The 16,607-nt window shown below is 50.7% G+C and carries 15 protein-coding genes and 5 tRNA genes; 4 read left to right on the top strand and 16 right to left on the bottom strand.

Features of this window, described 5'->3' with window-relative positions:
• Window position 1: 1 nt before the first annotated feature.
• From C9J03_RS25120 to C9J03_RS25065, 12 genes are all read right to left on the bottom strand, one after another.
• Window positions 2-75 (bottom strand) — tRNA-Cys (locus C9J03_RS25120).
• 83 nt (window positions 76-158) lie between these two features.
• Window positions 159-232, bottom strand: a tRNA-Cys gene (locus C9J03_RS25115).
• 83 nt (window positions 233-315) lie between these two features.
• A tRNA-Cys gene (locus C9J03_RS25110) sits at window positions 316-389 on the bottom strand.
• Between the two features lie 85 nt (window positions 390-474).
• Window positions 475-548: transfer RNA gene (locus tag C9J03_RS25105), tRNA-Cys, on the bottom strand.
• An 85-nt stretch (window positions 549-633) separates the two neighbouring features.
• A tRNA-Cys gene (locus tag C9J03_RS25100) sits at window positions 634-707 on the bottom strand.
• A 193-nt stretch (window positions 708-900) separates the two neighbouring features.
• Window positions 901-1,137, bottom strand: a complete 237-nt coding sequence (locus tag C9J03_RS25095; RefSeq protein WP_044623651.1) for a hypothetical protein — start codon at window positions 1,135-1,137, stop codon at window positions 901-903.
• A 186-nt stretch (window positions 1,138-1,323) separates the two neighbouring features.
• Window positions 1,324-1,956, bottom strand: coding sequence for a bifunctional 4-hydroxy-2-oxoglutarate aldolase/2-dehydro-3-deoxy-phosphogluconate aldolase (locus C9J03_RS25090; RefSeq protein WP_044623652.1), 633 nt, complete (start codon window positions 1,954-1,956; stop codon window positions 1,324-1,326).
• 31 nt (window positions 1,957-1,987) lie between these two features.
• Window positions 1,988-2,881, bottom strand: a complete 894-nt coding sequence (locus C9J03_RS25085; protein ID WP_197078636.1) for a sugar kinase — start codon at window positions 2,879-2,881, stop codon at window positions 1,988-1,990.
• 127 nt (window positions 2,882-3,008) lie between these two features.
• Window positions 3,009-4,499, bottom strand: a complete 1,491-nt coding sequence (locus C9J03_RS25080; RefSeq protein WP_044623654.1) for a sodium:solute symporter family protein — start codon at window positions 4,497-4,499, stop codon at window positions 3,009-3,011.
• A 266-nt stretch (window positions 4,500-4,765) separates the two neighbouring features.
• Entirely contained in the window at window positions 4,766-5,158 is a 393-nt protein-coding gene (locus tag C9J03_RS25075) for a RidA family protein (RefSeq protein WP_044623655.1), read from the bottom strand.
• Between the two features lie 53 nt (window positions 5,159-5,211).
• Complete coding sequence (locus C9J03_RS25070; protein ID WP_044623656.1) at window positions 5,212-6,651, bottom strand: N-acyl-D-amino-acid deacylase family protein; 1,440 nt, start codon at window positions 6,649-6,651, stop codon at window positions 5,212-5,214.
• Between the two features lie 66 nt (window positions 6,652-6,717).
• Window positions 6,718-7,581 (bottom strand): MurR/RpiR family transcriptional regulator, encoded by an 864-nt coding sequence (locus C9J03_RS25065; protein WP_044623657.1) that lies wholly within the window; start codon window positions 7,579-7,581, stop codon window positions 6,718-6,720.
• 173 nt (window positions 7,582-7,754) lie between these two features.
• Between C9J03_RS25065 and C9J03_RS25060 the strand changes: the two genes are divergently transcribed.
• Both C9J03_RS25060 and C9J03_RS25055 read left to right on the top strand, forming a co-directional pair.
• Window positions 7,755-9,029: an amino acid deaminase gene (locus C9J03_RS25060; protein ID WP_044623658.1), complete on the top strand. Its 1,275-nt coding sequence runs from the start codon at window positions 7,755-7,757 to the stop codon at window positions 9,027-9,029.
• A 250-nt stretch (window positions 9,030-9,279) separates the two neighbouring features.
• Window positions 9,280-9,483 carry a hypothetical protein gene (locus C9J03_RS25055; RefSeq protein ID WP_044623659.1) on the top strand — a complete coding sequence of 68 codons (204 nt, stop codon included), beginning with the start codon at window positions 9,280-9,282 and terminating at the stop codon, window positions 9,481-9,483.
• A gap of 25 nt (window positions 9,484-9,508) precedes the next feature.
• Here the strand turns inward: C9J03_RS25055 and gloA2 are convergent, their stop codons facing one another.
• Window positions 9,509-9,892, bottom strand: coding sequence for an SMU1112c/YaeR family gloxylase I-like metalloprotein (gloA2, locus tag C9J03_RS25050; protein WP_044623660.1), 384 nt, complete (start codon window positions 9,890-9,892; stop codon window positions 9,509-9,511).
• Window positions 9,893-10,340: 448 nt separating this feature from the next.
• Between gloA2 and brnQ (C9J03_RS25045) the strand changes: the two genes are divergently transcribed.
• Both brnQ (C9J03_RS25045) and brnQ (C9J03_RS25040) read left to right on the top strand, forming a co-directional pair.
• Window positions 10,341-11,657: a branched-chain amino acid transport system II carrier protein gene (brnQ, locus tag C9J03_RS25045; protein ID WP_044623661.1), complete on the top strand. Its 1,317-nt coding sequence runs from the start codon at window positions 10,341-10,343 to the stop codon at window positions 11,655-11,657.
• 531 nt (window positions 11,658-12,188) lie between these two features.
• Window positions 12,189-13,493 (top strand): branched-chain amino acid transport system II carrier protein, encoded by a 1,305-nt coding sequence (gene brnQ, locus C9J03_RS25040; RefSeq protein WP_044623662.1) that lies wholly within the window; start codon window positions 12,189-12,191, stop codon window positions 13,491-13,493.
• A gap of 76 nt (window positions 13,494-13,569) precedes the next feature.
• On the opposite strand, the gene nrfF is transcribed toward brnQ (C9J03_RS25040), so the two are convergent.
• Genes nrfF through C9J03_RS25025 form a run of 3 tightly spaced genes read right to left on the bottom strand, consistent with a single transcriptional unit; the run spans window position 13,570 to window position 16,568 of the window.
• Window positions 13,570-14,043 (bottom strand): heme lyase NrfEFG subunit NrfF, encoded by a 474-nt coding sequence (gene nrfF, locus C9J03_RS25035; protein WP_044623663.1) that lies wholly within the window; start codon window positions 14,041-14,043, stop codon window positions 13,570-13,572.
• Window positions 14,036-14,581, bottom strand: a complete 546-nt coding sequence (locus C9J03_RS25030) for a DsbE family thiol:disulfide interchange protein (protein ID WP_044623664.1) — start codon at window positions 14,579-14,581, stop codon at window positions 14,036-14,038. Before C9J03_RS25030 ends, nrfF begins: the two co-directional genes overlap by 8 nt.
• Window positions 14,582-14,594: 13 nt before the next feature.
• Window positions 14,595-16,568 (bottom strand): heme lyase CcmF/NrfE family subunit, encoded by a 1,974-nt coding sequence (locus tag C9J03_RS25025; protein WP_044623665.1) that lies wholly within the window; start codon window positions 16,566-16,568, stop codon window positions 14,595-14,597.
• Window positions 16,569-16,607: the final 39 nt, after the last annotated feature.

The following is a 16,607-nucleotide window of genomic DNA, read 5'->3' as shown; positions in this document are numbered from 1 at the left end:
ATGGAGGCGCGTCCCGGAGTCGAACCGAGGTCCACGGATTTGCAATCCGCTGCATAGCCACTCTGCCAACGCGCCAAATTGTCCAAACGTACCTATTTAGCTATTACAATTAGGTCGCTTGCTTGGTTACTACCGCCAAAGGCACCAGAACCAAAATATGGAGGCGCGTCCCGGAGTCGAACCGAGGTCCACGGATTTGCAATCCGCTGCATAGCCACTCTGCCAACGCGCCAAATTGTCCAAACGTACCTATTTAGCTATTACAATTAGGTCGCTTGCTTGGTTACTGCCGCCAAAGGCACCAGAACCAAAATATGGAGGCGCGTCCCGGAGTCGAACCGAGGTCCACGGATTTGCAATCCGCTGCATAGCCACTCTGCCAACGCGCCAAATTGTCTAAACGTACCTATTTAGCTATGACTATTAGGCCGCTTGTTTGGTTGCTGTCACCCAAAGGCACCAGAACCGAAAGTATGGAGGCGCGTCCCGGAGTCGAACCGAGGTCCACGGATTTGCAATCCGCTGCATAGCCACTCTGCCAACGCGCCAAATTGTTCAAACGTACCTATTTAGGTATTACTATTAGGTCGTTTGCTTGGTTGCTGTCGCCTTGAAGGCACCAGAACCCAAATATGGAGGCGCGTCCCGGAGTCGAACCGAGGTCCACGGATTTGCAATCCGCTGCATAGCCACTCTGCCAACGCGCCATCAATTTTTTCATTACCGCTGAATTTCGGCCTGCGCCGCTGCGGTACGGAGGTGTAATTTACTGATTTTCTGGGATGAGTCAAACAAAAATACAAGAAGTTGCTTCAACTGGATAAATTCCAACACATCAAGCCAAAAAAACGGCCTTAATCGTATGGAATCCAATCAAATGCTTTTCTAAGCACAATAAAACTAGAGCGCCTTAATCTCATTCTCTAATTGATAAGCTTCATCCGTGACCAACTTTTCCAGCACTTCAACACGTTTTTTCAGCTCGATAACGTCTGCCTCAAGTTTCTGTTGCGCTACAACTCCGGCACGCCCCTGCTGCTCCAGTTCCATTTTATGCATTCTTTCACGGTGGCTGAGTAACCGACGAATGACTTCGGTACCAAAAATAGCAACAAATATAACAATCACAATGTCCATTTCACGTTACCTCCTTTTGAGTTCCCAAAACCCACAGTACTCCCTTTGTTACCATCCTCAAGAGAAGCTGCATCATTTTGCTAAGTACGTTGTAAACATGGTTATATAAAGCGTTTTAGGTAATGAAAAGCCCACCAGTGGTGGGCTTTATGCATTGAGAACTTGTACGCGAGTAATTGTCAATTGTTAGTCGTTTACCAATTCAACCGCTTCACGCACCAAACGACCGATTTCTTCCCAATCACCGTTTTCAATCAACGTTGGCGCTACCATCCAGGTACCGCCACAGCAAATAACACGATCAATCGCGAGATAGTCACGTACGTTTGCCTTGCCGATACCGCCGGTTGGCATAAAGGAGACATCAACGTAAGGCGCTAGCAGTGATTTAACCATATTGATACCGCCTGACGCTTCTGCCGGGAAGAACTTCAAGAAGGTCAGCCCCATCTCCAGCGCCTGCTCAACCTGGCTTGGGTTATTCACCCCCGGTACCATAGTGATCCCCTGCAGCTGGCAGTATCGAACCGTATTTGGGTTTAGCCCCGGCGCTACCACAAATTCAGAACCCGCTTCTTTAGCGCGATCGACTTGCTCAGCATTCAGCACCGTACCCGCACCGATACACATCTGTGGGTAGGCTTCGCGCATCAAACGAATAGCTTCGGCCGCCGCCTCAGTACGAAAAGTCACCTCGGCAACCGGTAGGCCATTTTCGACAAGGGTTTTAGCCAGAGGCACAGCCTGTGACACATCGTTGATTTGAATAACAGGGATAACTTTGAAGGCTTTAAGTTTCTCGATGATCTGCTGAGACATGTTCAGGTGTTCCTATTTACAATAAATCTATTTACATTAAGTTTTTCATTGCATCGGCCGGAATAATCGCCCCGGGATGCTGGATAACAATAGACGCTAACTGGTGGCCCAGCTCGGCAGCAGCAGACTCACTGCCACCACTCAAACGACCAGCCAAGTAGCCTGCGGCAAACGAGTCACCGGCAGCACAAGTATCAATGACCTTTTCCACTTTATTGGCCGCGATGTAAGACTCATACGGCTGGTCTGACTGCAACTGGCTAACCACCAAGCATGGCTCACTGCCCCGCTTGATCACCACCTCCTGGCAGCCGAATGATCGGCAGCGGTCGACTATGCTCCCTTGCCCCCAAACCAAGTGGTCATCATCTTCTGTGATCAAGGCAATATCGACAAAAGGAAGAACCTGTGAATACCAATACTGGGCTTGCTTGGACGTCCATAGCTGTGGGCGGAAGTTGTTATCAAATAACACTTTGCCCCCCTTGGCTTTATGTTTGTCCAGCAAAGTAACCAAGGTCGCTTTGGCATCTTCAGCCAAAATCGCCAAGCTGATCCCGCTGATATACAGGGCATCAAAATCATGGTTTTCAATCGCTTGCTCAAGCGGAGTAAGCCCGCAGGCAAAATAAAATTTCGCCGCACTGTCGTTGCGCCAGTAATGGAAGTGACGCTCGCCGTTTGGCTCTGTCTCCACCAGGTAAAGGCCCGGCAGTTTATTTTCCAGCTTGCGCACCATAGAGGTATCGATATTTTCCTGCTGCCAAGCATTGAGCATGTCCTGGCTGATATTGTCGACACCCAATGCCGTAGCGTAACTGACAGCAATATCACGGCTAGTGCCCAAACGAGACAGGTACAGCGCCGTATTTAACGTATCCCCACCAAATGTCCGTTGTAGCGGTTGGCCGCTAAGCTCGACCATGCACTCACCAAAAAAAGCAATTTTCACACGGCTACCTTTTTAATTATTCGAACTGTATTTAAAGCGTAACTGAAGATGCAGGCCTTACATCACAACAAAGGCCTGCATTTTGACGAGTTTCAGAAGATTATTTTGCGGTTACCGGTTGAGCGTCGATCCCTTGCTCTTCAGGCTTTTCCATCGCTGCGCGCTCGGCATCAAGGATGGCTTGCGCTTCTTCTTTGGTTACTGTGTTTGCAGGAGTTACCAAGCTAACCACCACACCGGCCACCAAGGCAGTGGTGACTGATGGGATAACCGGGTTACCCCAGAATGCCGTCCAGTCGGCGTTAAACATCACAGAGAATGACGCTGCTGATGCACCTGCCAAGGTAGCCAGTGCACCCTGCCAGTTGTAGCGGCCCCAGAAGCGACCCAGCATACCGCACACGAACATGCCTGACATGACTGTCGAAATCATCTTGGTGATATAGCTGATAATGTCATTCGAAGTCAGGGCGAACAGCAGTGCCAAACCGATACAGATAACCAGTGCGATCCGTGAGTAGGCAACCATCTTGTCTTTCGATGGGACTTTGCCCGTGAACATGATGTAGATATCACGCAGCAAGATAGAGACCCCGGCAATCGCATCAGAACTTGCACTCGACATGGTTGCTGACAGGCCCGCAATCAGAACAATCATGCCGATACCCACAGGCAGCACGGTTGCTGCAACATATGGGAACGCAAAGTTGGCGTTGTTAAGCTCTGGGTTGATCGCATGGGCTGACATACCGATAACCGCAGGGATGATAGAGAAAAACAAGTACAGTACACCCGACAACACGAACGAGCGGCGAATGGTCGGTACGTCTTTACCCGAGTAGATACGCTGGCGGAAAGAAGGGGTTGCCAAGATACCTACACCAACCACCAGTGCCAGAGAGATACCCGGGATCATGCCCAGCTTTTCCAAGCCGAGGAAACTGACAGACGCAGGCTCCATCGCAGCATACAGGTTATCAAGACCACCAATATGGTTGACCGACAGTACCGCCATCAAAATGAAACCGGCAAACAGGATCACGGCCTGAATAGTATCGGTCCAAACTACCGCGGTGTAACCCCCAATCACGACGTAGATAGTAAAGGCAGCGGCGATAATCATCTTAGCGGTGTTGAGCTCGATGTCTGCAATCCAAGCCAGGTACATACCACCACCAAGGATGTGTGCGCCCAACCAACCGATAGAAGCGGTAAAGATCAGGATACCCACAACATTTTTGACAACCTTGTTGGCGCCTACATAGTAAGCCAGCTCTTCACTCATGGTCATGAAGTTAAGCTTACGCACTGGAGCAAACCAGTAGGCGAGCAGCAGGATACCCAGAGCACCACCAATACCGTAAAGTGCACCAGCCCAGCCGTTGGCATAACCAAAGCCAACCGCACCCATGCTCGAACCTGTACCCACCATGGTGGCTACCGTGGTACCTAGTACCAAGAACAGCGGAAGACCACGACCTCCAAGTAGAAAGTCTTCGCCAGATTTCTGGTTACGCGATACAAACCAACCTAACCAGATTAAAAAAACCACATACGCACCGAAACCGGTGAGAAAGAGTGTACTGTTCATCCCATACCTCTTATAATCCGTCATTGCTTTTATTTGCTTGGGGATAGTCTCTTCACTTACTACCCCATGAGTTACTGAATCATTCAGTATTTTGCTTTTTTCAGGTTGGTACTTTGCCAACCTTTTTTCTTTGGCCTTTCGGCTCTATGTCTTTGGCATTTGTTGTAATAGCCCGCCAACTTCCGTTGTGGCATCGCTTGTCAATTGGGCTTCAGCTGGCCCCGCGGCTTGTTTGTTTTATGCGGGGCCCGAAGATAATGCCTGAATTAACGGCGATCTTCGCGGTAGCACGTCACATCCACCTCAACTTTTACGTCGACGACCAGGTCACATACCATACAGATACGCGCTGGTGGGTGCTCACCGAAAAACTCTTTAAACACTTTGTTGAATGACTGGAAGTAACGAGAGTCAGTCAGTACCACTTTTACGTGTACTACGTCTTCTAGGCCGTAGCCCGCTTCTTCCATAATGTCGACACAGTTCTGAATCGCCAGGCGAGACTGCTCGATGATGCCACCTTCAACCACTTCGCCGTCTGTCATTGGTGTTTGACCAGAGACATACAGGAAACCACCCGCCTGAGTTGCACGTGCAAAAGGTAGGTGCTGACCGCCAGTGCCTGTACCGCCTTCGATGCCGTAGCGTGTGATAGTCATAATTTCTTTCTCCAACGTTGTGTTACTTAGTTCAATTTGCTGTCACAGGAGGTTTAGTCCTGATGACGGTATAAGAAACGGCCATGGCGGTTAGTACTCACCTGCCCGTTTTGATAACTGATGCAGCCATTGACCATGACCACGTCAATCCCTTTCGCTGCTGCAATCGGATTTTCGAAACTTGCAACATCGATAATGGTGTTCGGGTCAAACATCACGATATCGGCATAAGCCCCTTCGCGAATTTCTCCCCGGTCTTTAAGGCAGTAGCGCTTGGCCGACATGCCTGTCATTTTGTGAATCGCCTGGCCCAGTGAGAACAACTGGCGTTCACGGCTGTAATAGCCCAGCACCCGTGGAAAGGAGCCCCACAAACGAGGGTGTGGGTGCGGGTCATTCGGCAGGCCATCGGAGCCCACCATGGTTAATCGGTATTTCAGTACCCGCTCGACATCGGCTTCGTCCATGCAGTGGTACACCGCGCCGGCTGGCTGAAGTTGCTTGGCCGCCTCCATCAGGGGCAGGTTCATATCTTCAGCAATTTGCTTGAGCATTTTTCCTGCGTGTTCAGGGTGCGTCTCTGACCAGGTAATGAAGATATCGATTTCGTCGGTGACCTGATTGAGATCGAGTGTCGACGAGCTCGCCGAATAGGGGTAGCAATCACAAGCAACATCTTGGTGCTTGGCTGTTTTTTCCATTACATTAAGCACTTCAACTGTGCGTCCCCAGTTACCGGCACCAGCACATTTGAGGTGAGAAATCACCACTGGCACCTTGCCATGCTTACCGGTGGCAAAGGCTTCTTTCATCGCCTCGAGGATCTGCTCGAACTCGGTCCGCATATGGGTGGTATAGATCCCGTCAAACTCGGCCAGCTCCTCAGCAAGGGCCATCACTTCCTCTGTCGGCGCTTGTTTGGCTGAGGCATAAGCCAAGCCAGAGCTTAAACCTAAAGCGCCCTGCTCCATCGCCTCGTGCAGCTTGGCTTTCATCGCTGCAATTTCATCGCTGGACGCTGCACGATACAAATCATCCATCTCGTTGTTGCGCAGTGTGGTATGGCCCACCAGCGCAGCAACATTGACAGCAGGCTCTGCTGCCGTGACGGCCTCGGCATAGGAAGCGAATGTCGGGTATTTAAAGTCTTGCTGCTTGCCCAGCAGGTTCATCGGATCCGGCGGATCACCGGCCAGCGTTGCTGGTGAGGCACTGATCCCGCAGTTACCAACGATGACGCTGGTGACACCTTGGCTGATCTTCGGCAAACAGTCGGGATAACGGATCACATTGGTATCGTCATGGGTGTGCACATCGATAAAACCCGGCGCTAACGCCTTGCCATGGCCATCGATGATCTGTGAGGCTTCGCACCCGGCTAAATCCCCTATGGCTGCAATACGATCCCCTGTAATAGCAACATCGGCGTTGTAAGGCTCACTACCCGAGCCATCAACAACTTGAACATTTCGGAAAACGGTATCGAACTGCATGAAACTTCCTTCTTTATGACGCTAATTCTGCACAACCGTTAATCCGAACTGTTCGGACAGGTTGTGTTAATCGCCGAGAGGCTGTCTATCCTCTCCACCACGATGACTGTCTAATGCCAGTTTCAAGCGGCGCAGCTTATCGCGGGTCCGGCGTTTATGGCTCAAGGCCAACTCCGTTGACAGCACATCGATCAACGCCATCATGGCGTAACGTGATGCCGACGGTTTGTAGATAAAATCGGTCTCTTTGGTGACAACCGGCAGAACCAAATCACTGACCTCAGCCAGCGGTGATTCCTTAGGCGTTATGGCTATCACCTTCAAACCATATTGTTTGGCAATCGATGCCGGCTCTACCACTTCTGGCGTGTAACCGGTCGCGGAAATCACCACCATCACATCATTGGCATCGGCAGTGGAAGCCACCATTCTCGCCAACAGGCCATCGTTGTAGGCCGTAACCGGGTAGCCGAGGCGGAACAAGCGAAACTGCAGTTCCTGCGACAACATGGTTGAGCCACCACCCATACCAATGGCCAAAATTTGTCGGGCGTTCTGCAGCATATCTACTGCAGAAGCCACATCCTGCTCGTTGACCACTTTGCGGTTTATGTTGATCACATTTTTGATCGACTCATAAACCCCTTGGATCCCCGACTGATCCGGCGACTCATGAATGAATCGCTGACCGATGGCAAGTGACTGAGCTAATTTCAGCTTCAGATCCCGCACATTCTTACAGCCAACCGCTTTGGCAAAGCGGGTAATGGTTGCCTCACTCACTCCGGCTTCTTCGGCCATTTGAGTAATGCTGTAACCCGATGCTGCGGCCAAATCATCAATCACCAACATGGCGACTTTCTTCTCAGCATCCCGCAATTGCGAGAAGCGCTCGGTAATTCTTGAAACAATATCGACTTCGATAGTCACGGCTTTCACCTTTCTCTCGACAGGGCAAATAGTAATTTCAGGGCAGGTTCAAAACAGTGAGAAACAGCACAAATCGCTCAGCAATGTTTGATACTTTCTAACACCAATAATATTATCACCATGCTAAAACGCAGTAATAACAAGCCCTGAGAGCTATGTTAGGAGAATAATAAATGACCCAAGCAAATAAAAAGCATGTTAGTAAATACCAAGATATTCATCACAAAAAATTTCCCGTAGGTACCAAAGGGATATGGGTGGATGAAAAAACGGAGGGAAAATACAGCCTAATTAACGAAGAAATCAGCCTGCCTGCAGCCGTTATCAAGCAGCAGTCGATTGATAACAACCTAAACTGGATGCAACAGTTTGCCGAGCACCACAACGTCAAACTGTCTCCACATGGCAAGACAACCATGACACCCGCATTCTTTGAGCAGCAGCTTGAAGCTGGCGCTTGGGGTCTGACTGTCGCCACGGCCCCACATGCCGAAGTGGCAGCATCAGCTGGTGCCAAACAGATCATGATGGCCAATCAATTGGTGGGTAAGGCCAACATGGCAATCATCAAGCGTCTTCTAACCCAGCATGACGTGACATTCTATTGCTGTGTGGATTCCAAAGAGAATGCCGACCAACTGTCTGCGTTCTTTGCTGGCACCGGCGTTACCGTACATGCGCTGATCGAATTTGGGGTTGAAGGCGGTCGTTGCGGTTGCCGTACTCCGCAGCAGGTTGTTTCACTGGCCCAACACATCGATAGCCTAGATGGGATTTGCCTGGCCGGTATTGAAGTGTATGAAGGGGTGATCCACGGCGACAATGCCGAACAAGCTATCCGTGAATTCTTGGCAACTACCGTCAAGACGGTCGAACAGCTAAAGGAAGAGGGATTAATCGCACTTGATAGCCCTATCGTGACTGGCGCAGGCTCTGCTTGGTATGACGTTGTGGCTGAGAGTTTTGCCCAGTGCCAACACCTATTGGCAATCATCCGCCCTGGCTGTTACCTCATCCACGATACCGGGATCTACCAAGATGCCCAAAAAAATGTCATGGCAAGGGCGCAAGTAAACCAAGGTTATGCCTGTGATTTGGGTGGCGATCTTGAATCGGCACTGGAAGTGTGGGCGTATGTGATTTCCCGTCCGGAACTAAACAAAGCAGTGATCGGCCTTGGCAAGCGTGATGTGGCGTTTGATGCAGGTCTGCCTATTCCAGAGCGGGGCTACCGCAATGGCGAGCAGATTGAAGTGAAGGGGTTGGAAGCCACTGCGATTATGGATCAGCACACGTTTGTCACCGTTCCCGACGGCTACGACCTGCGTGTTGGCGATGTAATTGCATTTTCTACCTCACATCCATGCCTGACTTTTGATAAGTGGAAATACATCTGCATTGCCGATGGAGATTACCAAGTCTCTCGGTTGGTAGAAACCCGCTTCTAACTCGGCATCAATCGTACCTCTAGGGCTATCCCCTTAGAGAAGGCGCTTCGCCACGTTCGTTTTCTAGCCTTCGCGGCGATGATATTTCAGGCAGCAATAAGCCTATTGCTGCCTATTCATTCACACGCACAACATAATCGTCTAATACCCTGTTTTTTATAGGGTTTACTATCAAAAAACTTTGCCTGACAAATCAAGGTGTGTATTATCACTGCGTCATTTCACGTGCCACAAAGGATTAGGCCTGTTTATGAATTTTACTTACCTCATCGAAGGCACGCTATTTGCCTTGATCGTACTGCTCCTTGGCTTGGCTGGCGGTTCTTTCTTTACCATGGCGACGCTGAAGCGCCCTGCTGAAGGGAGTAGCCTGGTTGAATCTCGCATCGAATTCGGGTTCTACGGTGTGGCCAGCTTGGTTTTTGCTGGATTGCTCACCGGTATCCTCTGCTGATTTCTCTCACTGCCGCCTATCACGCTTAGGCTTGGTATAATTCCAGCGGCAGTCCATCCGGGTCTTGAAAGAACGTATACGTTTTTCCTGTATATTCATCGATACGGATTGGCTCCACTTCTACTCCTCTCGATTCAAGATACTCTGACACCCGTTCAACGGAGTCGACCACAAACGCCAAATGGCGTAACCCTCGTGCCTCTGGGAAACTTGGTCTTTCCGGCGGATTCGGAAAAGAAAACAGCTCTATCTGACTGTTGTCGGGCAGTTGCAAGTCCAGCTTCCATGAATCTCGTGCTTCGCGGTAATGCTCAGCCAACACTTTCAATCCCAAGATGTCGACATAGAAGGCTCTTGACCTTGAGTAGTCTGAGCAGATAATCGCGGCATGGTGTATCGCCTTTAACATAAATAACCTTTAATAATCATCTTATTGTTACTATCTCACCCCTCCCCCCACAACGCAATGGACAGAATACCCATACCTTAGCCGTAAAACAGCCAAGGTATCTACCCATGCAAAAAAGTGCATTATTTTTGCCTGCAAGGTATTTACAACACAGTTTTTTATTTATATGTTGTAAGTGACTTCGATACTTATGTTCAGGAAAACGCCGTGTTTCATTTCGCTAATCAAACAACTTGCCAACGCCCAGTTTGCAAACCTGTTATGACTACAGGCGGAACATTCGTATCGCATAATATTATTGCTGCTATTCTAGTGATTATTAACTAGGCTGGCGGCTATTCACCCGTCAGCCAGGCTGACGGGGAGCAATGTCTTTACCCACCTGTTTTTCTTCAGCCTTTCTGACGGTCCATAACAATAACTGATGTCTATTAGAGGACTTGTCCGAATGACTAAACAAAACACCTTGGCGATTGGCCTAATGACTTTTGCGATGTTTCTTGGTGCCGGAAACATCATCTTTCCCCCTTTTCTTGGCCTTCAAGCCGGTACACAATATTTTCCTGCCATGCTTGGCTTTCTCGTTACCGCTGTCGGTCTACCAGCCCTGACACTGATCGTCATGGGTCGCCTGAGCCATAGCCAGCAGCTTACCGCCGCTTTGCCAAAACCGATGGCCACCGGCTTTTGGGTCTTGCTGTTTACTGCCATCGGGCCAGCATTTGGTATGCCTCGCGCAGTAACCGTTGCCTATGAGATGGGTATTGCTCCATTTGCCTCAAATGACCTGTTACTGCCGTTTTCGTTGGTTTTCGTGACAGTCACCCTACTGCTTGCTTTCCAGCGAGGTAAGTTAGTCGATTACATCGGTAAAGTGATGACACCACTACTGGTTTTACTGCTGGCAGTACTAGCAATCTCGGCCGTTGTCTCACCCATCAGCCCAATGACCCTACCAAGCGCTGCCTATCAGCATCAAGCTGTCACCCAGGGGCTTATTCAGGGTTATATGACCATGGATGCTATCGCTGCGGTTGGCTTTGGCTGGGTGATCATCAAGACCATTCAAGACAAGGGAGCCACTTCAACTAACGGATTGTTTACCAGTACTGTAAAAGTTACTCTGATCTATGCCGCTCTGATGTCGGCGTGCTACCTGGCAATGGCTTATGTCGGTGCAACCTCATCCGCTGTTGCCAGCGATGCAACCAACGGTGGTGAGATCCTCACGCGCTATGTGGCAAACCTGTTTGGCCTACAAGGACAGTTATTACTCGCGATCATCATAGTGATGGCATGCCTGACCACTACAATCGGCCTGACAAATGCCTGTGCTGAGTACTACCAGCAAACATTCAATGCCCCTTTTTCTATCACGGCAACTATCGTTTGTGCCCTGACAGGCTTGCTTGCCAACTTCGGCCTGGATCAAATCCTCCAGATCAGCCTGCCAGTGATATTGGTGCTCTGCCCAGTTGCCATTGCACTGGTTATTACGGCACTGGTCGTGAAGCCCGCTTCGTCTCAGCGCGCCATCTTTGTCGCGGCAGTTTCTGTTACGCTGGTATTTGGTAGCATCGATACCCTGCATATTCTCGGTCTGATCCCGGCACAATGGGAGAGTACTCTCACGGATTTCTTGCCGCTCTATGCCGCCCATGCCAGCTGGCTACTCCCGTGCCTGACAACCCTGCTCTTTAGCTTTCTGGCTAATGTATCACTGGGGAACCGTAGCAAGCCGGTGGCATCTACTCCGGCGAAATAAAGCATAACGTCGCCGAAAACCCAACCAAAATACACAAAACCGCCCTTGAGATAACAAGGGCGGTATGCTTTTTTGCGGCCACCCGGCACTATCGCATCAGCCGGTAAAACTCCGCCCAATTGCCACATGGCAATACAAACCGTCAGCCAGTTCCGTGTGGGCAGGATAATATTTACCAATCACTAAATTTTGTGACTTTTTTCACTTCCCATGTTTACAGCTCAGAAAAATGCTTATATGTTGTATACCCAAGTAACATCGAGTTACCCAGACTTATTGTTGTTTCGCACTAGGAAAAGCTCAATGCTAGATCTTCTCTCTCAAACCGCTGCTACTACCGTTTTGGCTTATGCCAAACGTGCGGTTTTGCGTGCAACACAATCTGTCGTCTCTGTCGTCGTCCTAGTCATCGTTATCTAGGCTGGCGGCTATTTCCGTCAGCCAGGCTGACGGAGAATCAACATATCAATACGTTTATCTTCCCAGCCCCTGACGGTCCCAAGAATTAAAAGCAAACACAGGGTTCGTCCAATGAAGACTAACGATACACTTGCCATCGGCTTGATGACCTTCGCCATGTTCCTCGGCGCTGGCAACATCATTTTTCCCCCTTTCCTCGGCTTGGAAGCCGGCACCCAGCTGCTGCCCGCCATGATTGGTTTCCTGGTTACGGCTGTCGGGTTACCCGCCCTGACCCTGATTGTTTTTGGCCGCTTGAGCGATAGCAAACAGCTGACAAACCCGTTGCCAAGCTGGCTCGCCACCCTGATTTGGGTTGCCCTGCTTACCGCCGTTGGCCCGGCATTCAGTATGCCCCGCGCCGTTACCGTTGCTTATGAAATGGGGATCAACCCGTTTGTCGATAGCGAGCAGCTACCACTCTTTTCCCTCTTTTTTTGTAGCCTGACCTTACTACTGGCCTTTCACCCGGGTAAGCTGGTTGACTATATCGGCAAGATCATGACACCACTTTTGATCATCATGCTTTGCATACTGGCTATCACCGCTGTGGTCAACCCGCTATCTGCACCACTCGCACCACAGGGTGAATATGTCGATTTTGCTTTTACCCAAGGTTTGGTACAGGGCTATATGACAATGGATGCCATCGCTGCCGTCGGCTTTGGCTGGGTGATCATCAAAGCCATTAACAACAAAGGGGTAACCGACAAAAAAGCGGTAGGAAAATCGACGTTCAAAGTATCTTTGATTTATATCGTTCTGATGGGGGCATGTTACTTGGCGATGGGTTATGTCGGTGCCACTTCCAGCCCTATCGCAGCAGGAGCAAGCAATGGTGGTGAACTGCTAAGCCTTTATGTTGCATACCATTTTGGTGAGTACGGACAATTGCTGCTGGCTGCAATCATTATCATGGCCTGCCTGACGACAACGGTTGGTCTGACTAACGCCTGTACCGAGTATTACCAAGAAACCTTCGGTGTCCCGTTCCGCCGTACCGCCACGATTGTTGTGGTTCTGACCGGTATTATCGCCAATGTCGGGCTTGATCAAATTCTGGCCCTGAGCCTGCCGGCTATCCTGGTGCTGTGCCCCGTTGCTATTGCCCTGATCCTTTGTGCGCTGTTCTACCCGGGCCAAACCAAGTACCGCAACACCTATATGGCCGCCATCGCTATCGCTTTCATCTTCGGCAGCATCGACGCCGCCAGTATCCTTGATGTTGTCCCAAGTACGATGGACGACAGCTTTAACAAATGGCTTCCGCTGTACTCGGCAAATGCCAGTTGGCTGCTGCCATGTGCGCTGGTGTTGCTTTCAAGAAAATTAAAGCTATCAATGAAGTCTCGGCAGCTAGCAGGCAGTCACAACTAAAACGAAAAAGGGAAAATACAGTGTCCACACTCGTATTTTCCCTTTACTGGCAGAAAGCTCACCACGAAGCGAGCACCTACTCCCTTGCCCGCTGCTGGCGTCTAATCGTGCTCCAGATAATTGAGCCAAACAGGGCGAGCAATAAGAATGGCCCCCCCCACAATAAATACGTTTGCGGGTTCAAACGTGGCTTATACAACACAAAATCGCCAAACCGTGACGTCATAAACTCAATCACCTCCTCGTCACTGCGTCCGGCATCAACCATTTGATAGACCTTGAACCGCAAGTCTTTCGCCACTGGCGAGTTCGACTCAATCAGGTTCTGGTTCTGGCATTGCGGGCAGCGCAAGCGGCGTGATAGCTCGATTGCCCGCCGCTGCTCGGCAGAAGAGCGAAAGCGAAACGTCTCCACGGATTCGACTAACTGTGTATCGGCAGCGACAAAAATCTGATCCGACTGTGCCACCACCGGCATAGCCGTGACTAGTAACCCTATGCTCAGAACCAGCAGCACCGTTTTTATTTGACTAACCACATTGCTAACCATTAGTGGCCTCTTCCTGCTGCAAGCGCTCAATCACCGGGACGAACTCACGTTGCCATACGCCTTCATCCAGTGGACCAAGATAGCGGTACCGGATCATGCCATGGTTATCGATAAGGTAACTTTCCGGGGTGCCGTATACGCCCAAATCCAATGCAAGGGCTCCTTTGGGATCGAACAACACCGCTTGGTAAGGGTTGCCACTTTGGGTTAATTCACGCATTGCCGATTGGCGGTTGTCCCGATAATTGAGCCCCACAATGGCAACATTCCCTTGCTGCGCCAGCTGCATCAGAAACTGATGCTCGCTTTTGCATACGGCACACCAAGAAGCCCAGACATTGAGCAAATGCAGTTGTCCCGCCAGCAAGGTTTCATCCGCCACACCCGGCGTATCCAGCCGCGGCAAGCTAAAAGCTGGCACTGGCTTCTCCTCAAGTTTTGACGTCTGGTTATCTTGGGTAAGCATCACCGCCAAGCTAATCACTGCCAGAATCACCAAGACAACAGCCAGAGGAAGGTATCGGCTCGTCAATCTCATATCTTGTCCACCACTACTTCCAAATCACTATCGTTTCAGATTTTTTCGGTTGATGACGCTTATGCGAAACCCGCTTGCCAGCCAAGCTGCCTACCGCTATGACCCCGCCAACCATCATCAAAATACTCCCAACCCACAACCAACGTACATAAGGCTTGTATTGGATCCGCACCGCATAGTCGGTGCGGTTAAGCTTCTCGCCGAGCGTGATATAGATATCACCGTGCCAGAACCATGCAATACCCGGTTCACTCATGTTCATGGTGCGTACCGTATAGTGACGGCGCTCGGGGCGAATGGTCGCAATCAATCGATCGTCTTTGCTCACGGTGATTTGCGCCTGTTCGGCGGTGTAGTTCGGCCCGACCAGCAGGTCGGTTTGCTGGTAGGTAAAGTGATACTCATCCAGCGAAACGGCATCGCCTGGCCCCATCTTGCTGCTAATTTCCTGATCGTAGTGACTCACCAGAGTGGCACCGATAATCGTGGCAGAGACACCGATGTGGGCGATTACCATGGCAGCTTGCTTCCAAACCACACCTCGCATGCCCTTTGCCCGACGGGCATGGATACGGATGTACATCGCTTGCAGGGCACTGAGCGCGATCCAGATAGCCGTGATGAACGCCAGACAGACGGTAAGGTTGATCCCTCGCTCAAACAATACCGACAGCGCGACCCCCATCACGATAGACACCGACATCGGCGCCAAGGCTCGGGTGATCACATCTTCCAACCCTACCTTGTGCCAGCGGATCACTACCCCAAGCCCCATAAAGAGGAACAGGATAAAGCTCATCGGCACGAACATCGCGTTGAAATAGGGTGCGCCGACGGAGATATTGCCGAGCCCCAAAGCTTGGAACACCAATGGATAAAAGGTTCCCAGCAGTACGGTTAGCATCGAGACCACAAACAAGCTGTTTCCCACCATGAACATAGCTTCCTTCGACAAGAAGCCAAAGTTGGCTGCCACAAAATAGCGGCCAGAGCGGATCGCAAACAGTGACAAGGCAACGATCAGGATCAAGGCCAGCATAGCGAGCAAGGTCACGCCGCGAGTCGGGTCGACAGCAAATGCATGGACGGATGTCAGTACCCCAGAACGAACAATAAAGGTGCCTAACAAACTGAGCGAAAAGGTAGCAATCGCCAGCAGCAAGCTCCAGCCTGACAATGCCTTGCGGTATTCGGTGATCATCAGTGAGTGGATCAGTGCGGTTCCCGTCAGCCATGGCATCAACGAGGCGTTTTCAACCGGATCCCAGAACCACCAGCCCCCCCAGCCGAGTTCGTAGTATGCCCACCACGAGCCTAGCGCGATGCCACCGGTAAGGAATACCCAGGCCGCCAGCGTCCATGGCCGGCTCCATTTCGCCCAGTCACCCTTACCGTGTTCGCCGGTCAAGGCGGCAATGGCAAAGGCAAAACTGACGGCAAAGCCGACATAGCCCAAATACAGCATAGGTGGATGGAAGATCAGCCCGACATCCTGCAGCATCGGGTTCAAATCGCGCCCTTCCAGCGGTATCGGGAACAAGCGCTCGAATGGGTTTGAAGTAAGAACCACAAACAAGCTGAATAAGAAAACCAGCCCGGATAAGGTCACCAGCACCCTGGCAATAAAGGCCTCATCCAACCTGCGGCACGACCGCGCGACCAGGGCACTCCAGAGCGTCAGGGAAAATAACCAGAACAGGAACGAGCCTTCGTGACCGCCCCATACGGCAGCGAGCTTGAAGAAAATGGGTAATTGGGTATTGGAGTGATGGGCAACGTAGGCGACCGAAAAGTCATCCAGGGCGAAACTCATGCCCAACAGGACAATCGATATACCGACAAAAGCAAAGGCGCCATAACTTAATGGCCATGCATAGCGAGTAAGGTATGAATCCTTTCTGACTAATCCGATAGCCGGCACAGTGGCTCCGAGCAAGGCAAACACCATACCGAGGATTAACGAAAAATGTCCAACTTCAGGGAGCATCTATATTCCTTGTTACTAAATCGCCACAGCACGGGCTGT

It is taken from the genome of Photobacterium gaetbulicola (genome assembly GCF_003025515.1).
Classification (GTDB): domain Bacteria; phylum Pseudomonadota; class Gammaproteobacteria; order Enterobacterales; family Vibrionaceae; genus Photobacterium; species Photobacterium gaetbulicola.
The sequence above is the reverse complement of the archived record's forward strand: the minus strand, read 5'-3'. Positions and strand labels throughout refer to the sequence as shown.

What these genes read in the sequence shown, in the direction of transcription:
- C9J03_RS25095 (WP_044623651.1), bottom strand. Translation starts at nt 1,137, where the DNA reads ATGGACATTGTGATTGTTATATTTGTTGCTATTTTTGGTACCGAAGTC.
- C9J03_RS25090 (WP_044623652.1), bottom strand. Translation starts at nt 1,956, where the DNA reads ATGTCTCAGCAGATCATCGAGAAACTTAAAGCCTTCAAAGTTATCCCT.
- C9J03_RS25085 (WP_197078636.1), bottom strand. Translation starts at nt 2,881, where the DNA reads ATGGTCGAGCTTAGCGGCCAACCGCTACAACGGACATTTGGTGGGGAT.
- C9J03_RS25080 (WP_044623654.1), bottom strand. Translation starts at nt 4,499, where the DNA reads ATGAACAGTACACTCTTTCTCACCGGTTTCGGTGCGTATGTGGTTTTT.
- C9J03_RS25075 (WP_044623655.1), bottom strand. Translation starts at nt 5,158, where the DNA reads ATGACTATCACACGCTACGGCATCGAAGGCGGTACAGGCACTGGCGGT.
- C9J03_RS25070 (WP_044623656.1), bottom strand. Translation starts at nt 6,651, where the DNA reads ATGCAGTTCGATACCGTTTTCCGAAATGTTCAAGTTGTTGATGGCTCG.
- C9J03_RS25060 (WP_044623658.1), top strand. Translation starts at nt 7,755, where the DNA reads ATGACCCAAGCAAATAAAAAGCATGTTAGTAAATACCAAGATATTCAT.
- C9J03_RS25055 (WP_044623659.1), top strand. Translation starts at nt 9,280, where the DNA reads ATGAATTTTACTTACCTCATCGAAGGCACGCTATTTGCCTTGATCGTA.
- gloA2 (WP_044623660.1), bottom strand. Translation starts at nt 9,892, where the DNA reads ATGTTAAAGGCGATACACCATGCCGCGATTATCTGCTCAGACTACTCA.
- brnQ (WP_044623661.1), top strand. Translation starts at nt 10,341, where the DNA reads ATGACTAAACAAAACACCTTGGCGATTGGCCTAATGACTTTTGCGATG.
- brnQ (WP_044623662.1), top strand. Translation starts at nt 12,189, where the DNA reads ATGAAGACTAACGATACACTTGCCATCGGCTTGATGACCTTCGCCATG.
- nrfF (WP_044623663.1), bottom strand. Translation starts at nt 14,043, where the DNA reads ATGGTTAGCAATGTGGTTAGTCAAATAAAAACGGTGCTGCTGGTTCTG.
- C9J03_RS25030 (WP_044623664.1), bottom strand. Translation starts at nt 14,581, where the DNA reads ATGAGATTGACGAGCCGATACCTTCCTCTGGCTGTTGTCTTGGTGATT.
- C9J03_RS25025 (WP_044623665.1), bottom strand. Translation starts at nt 16,568, where the DNA reads ATGCTCCCTGAAGTTGGACATTTTTCGTTAATCCTCGGTATGGTGTTT.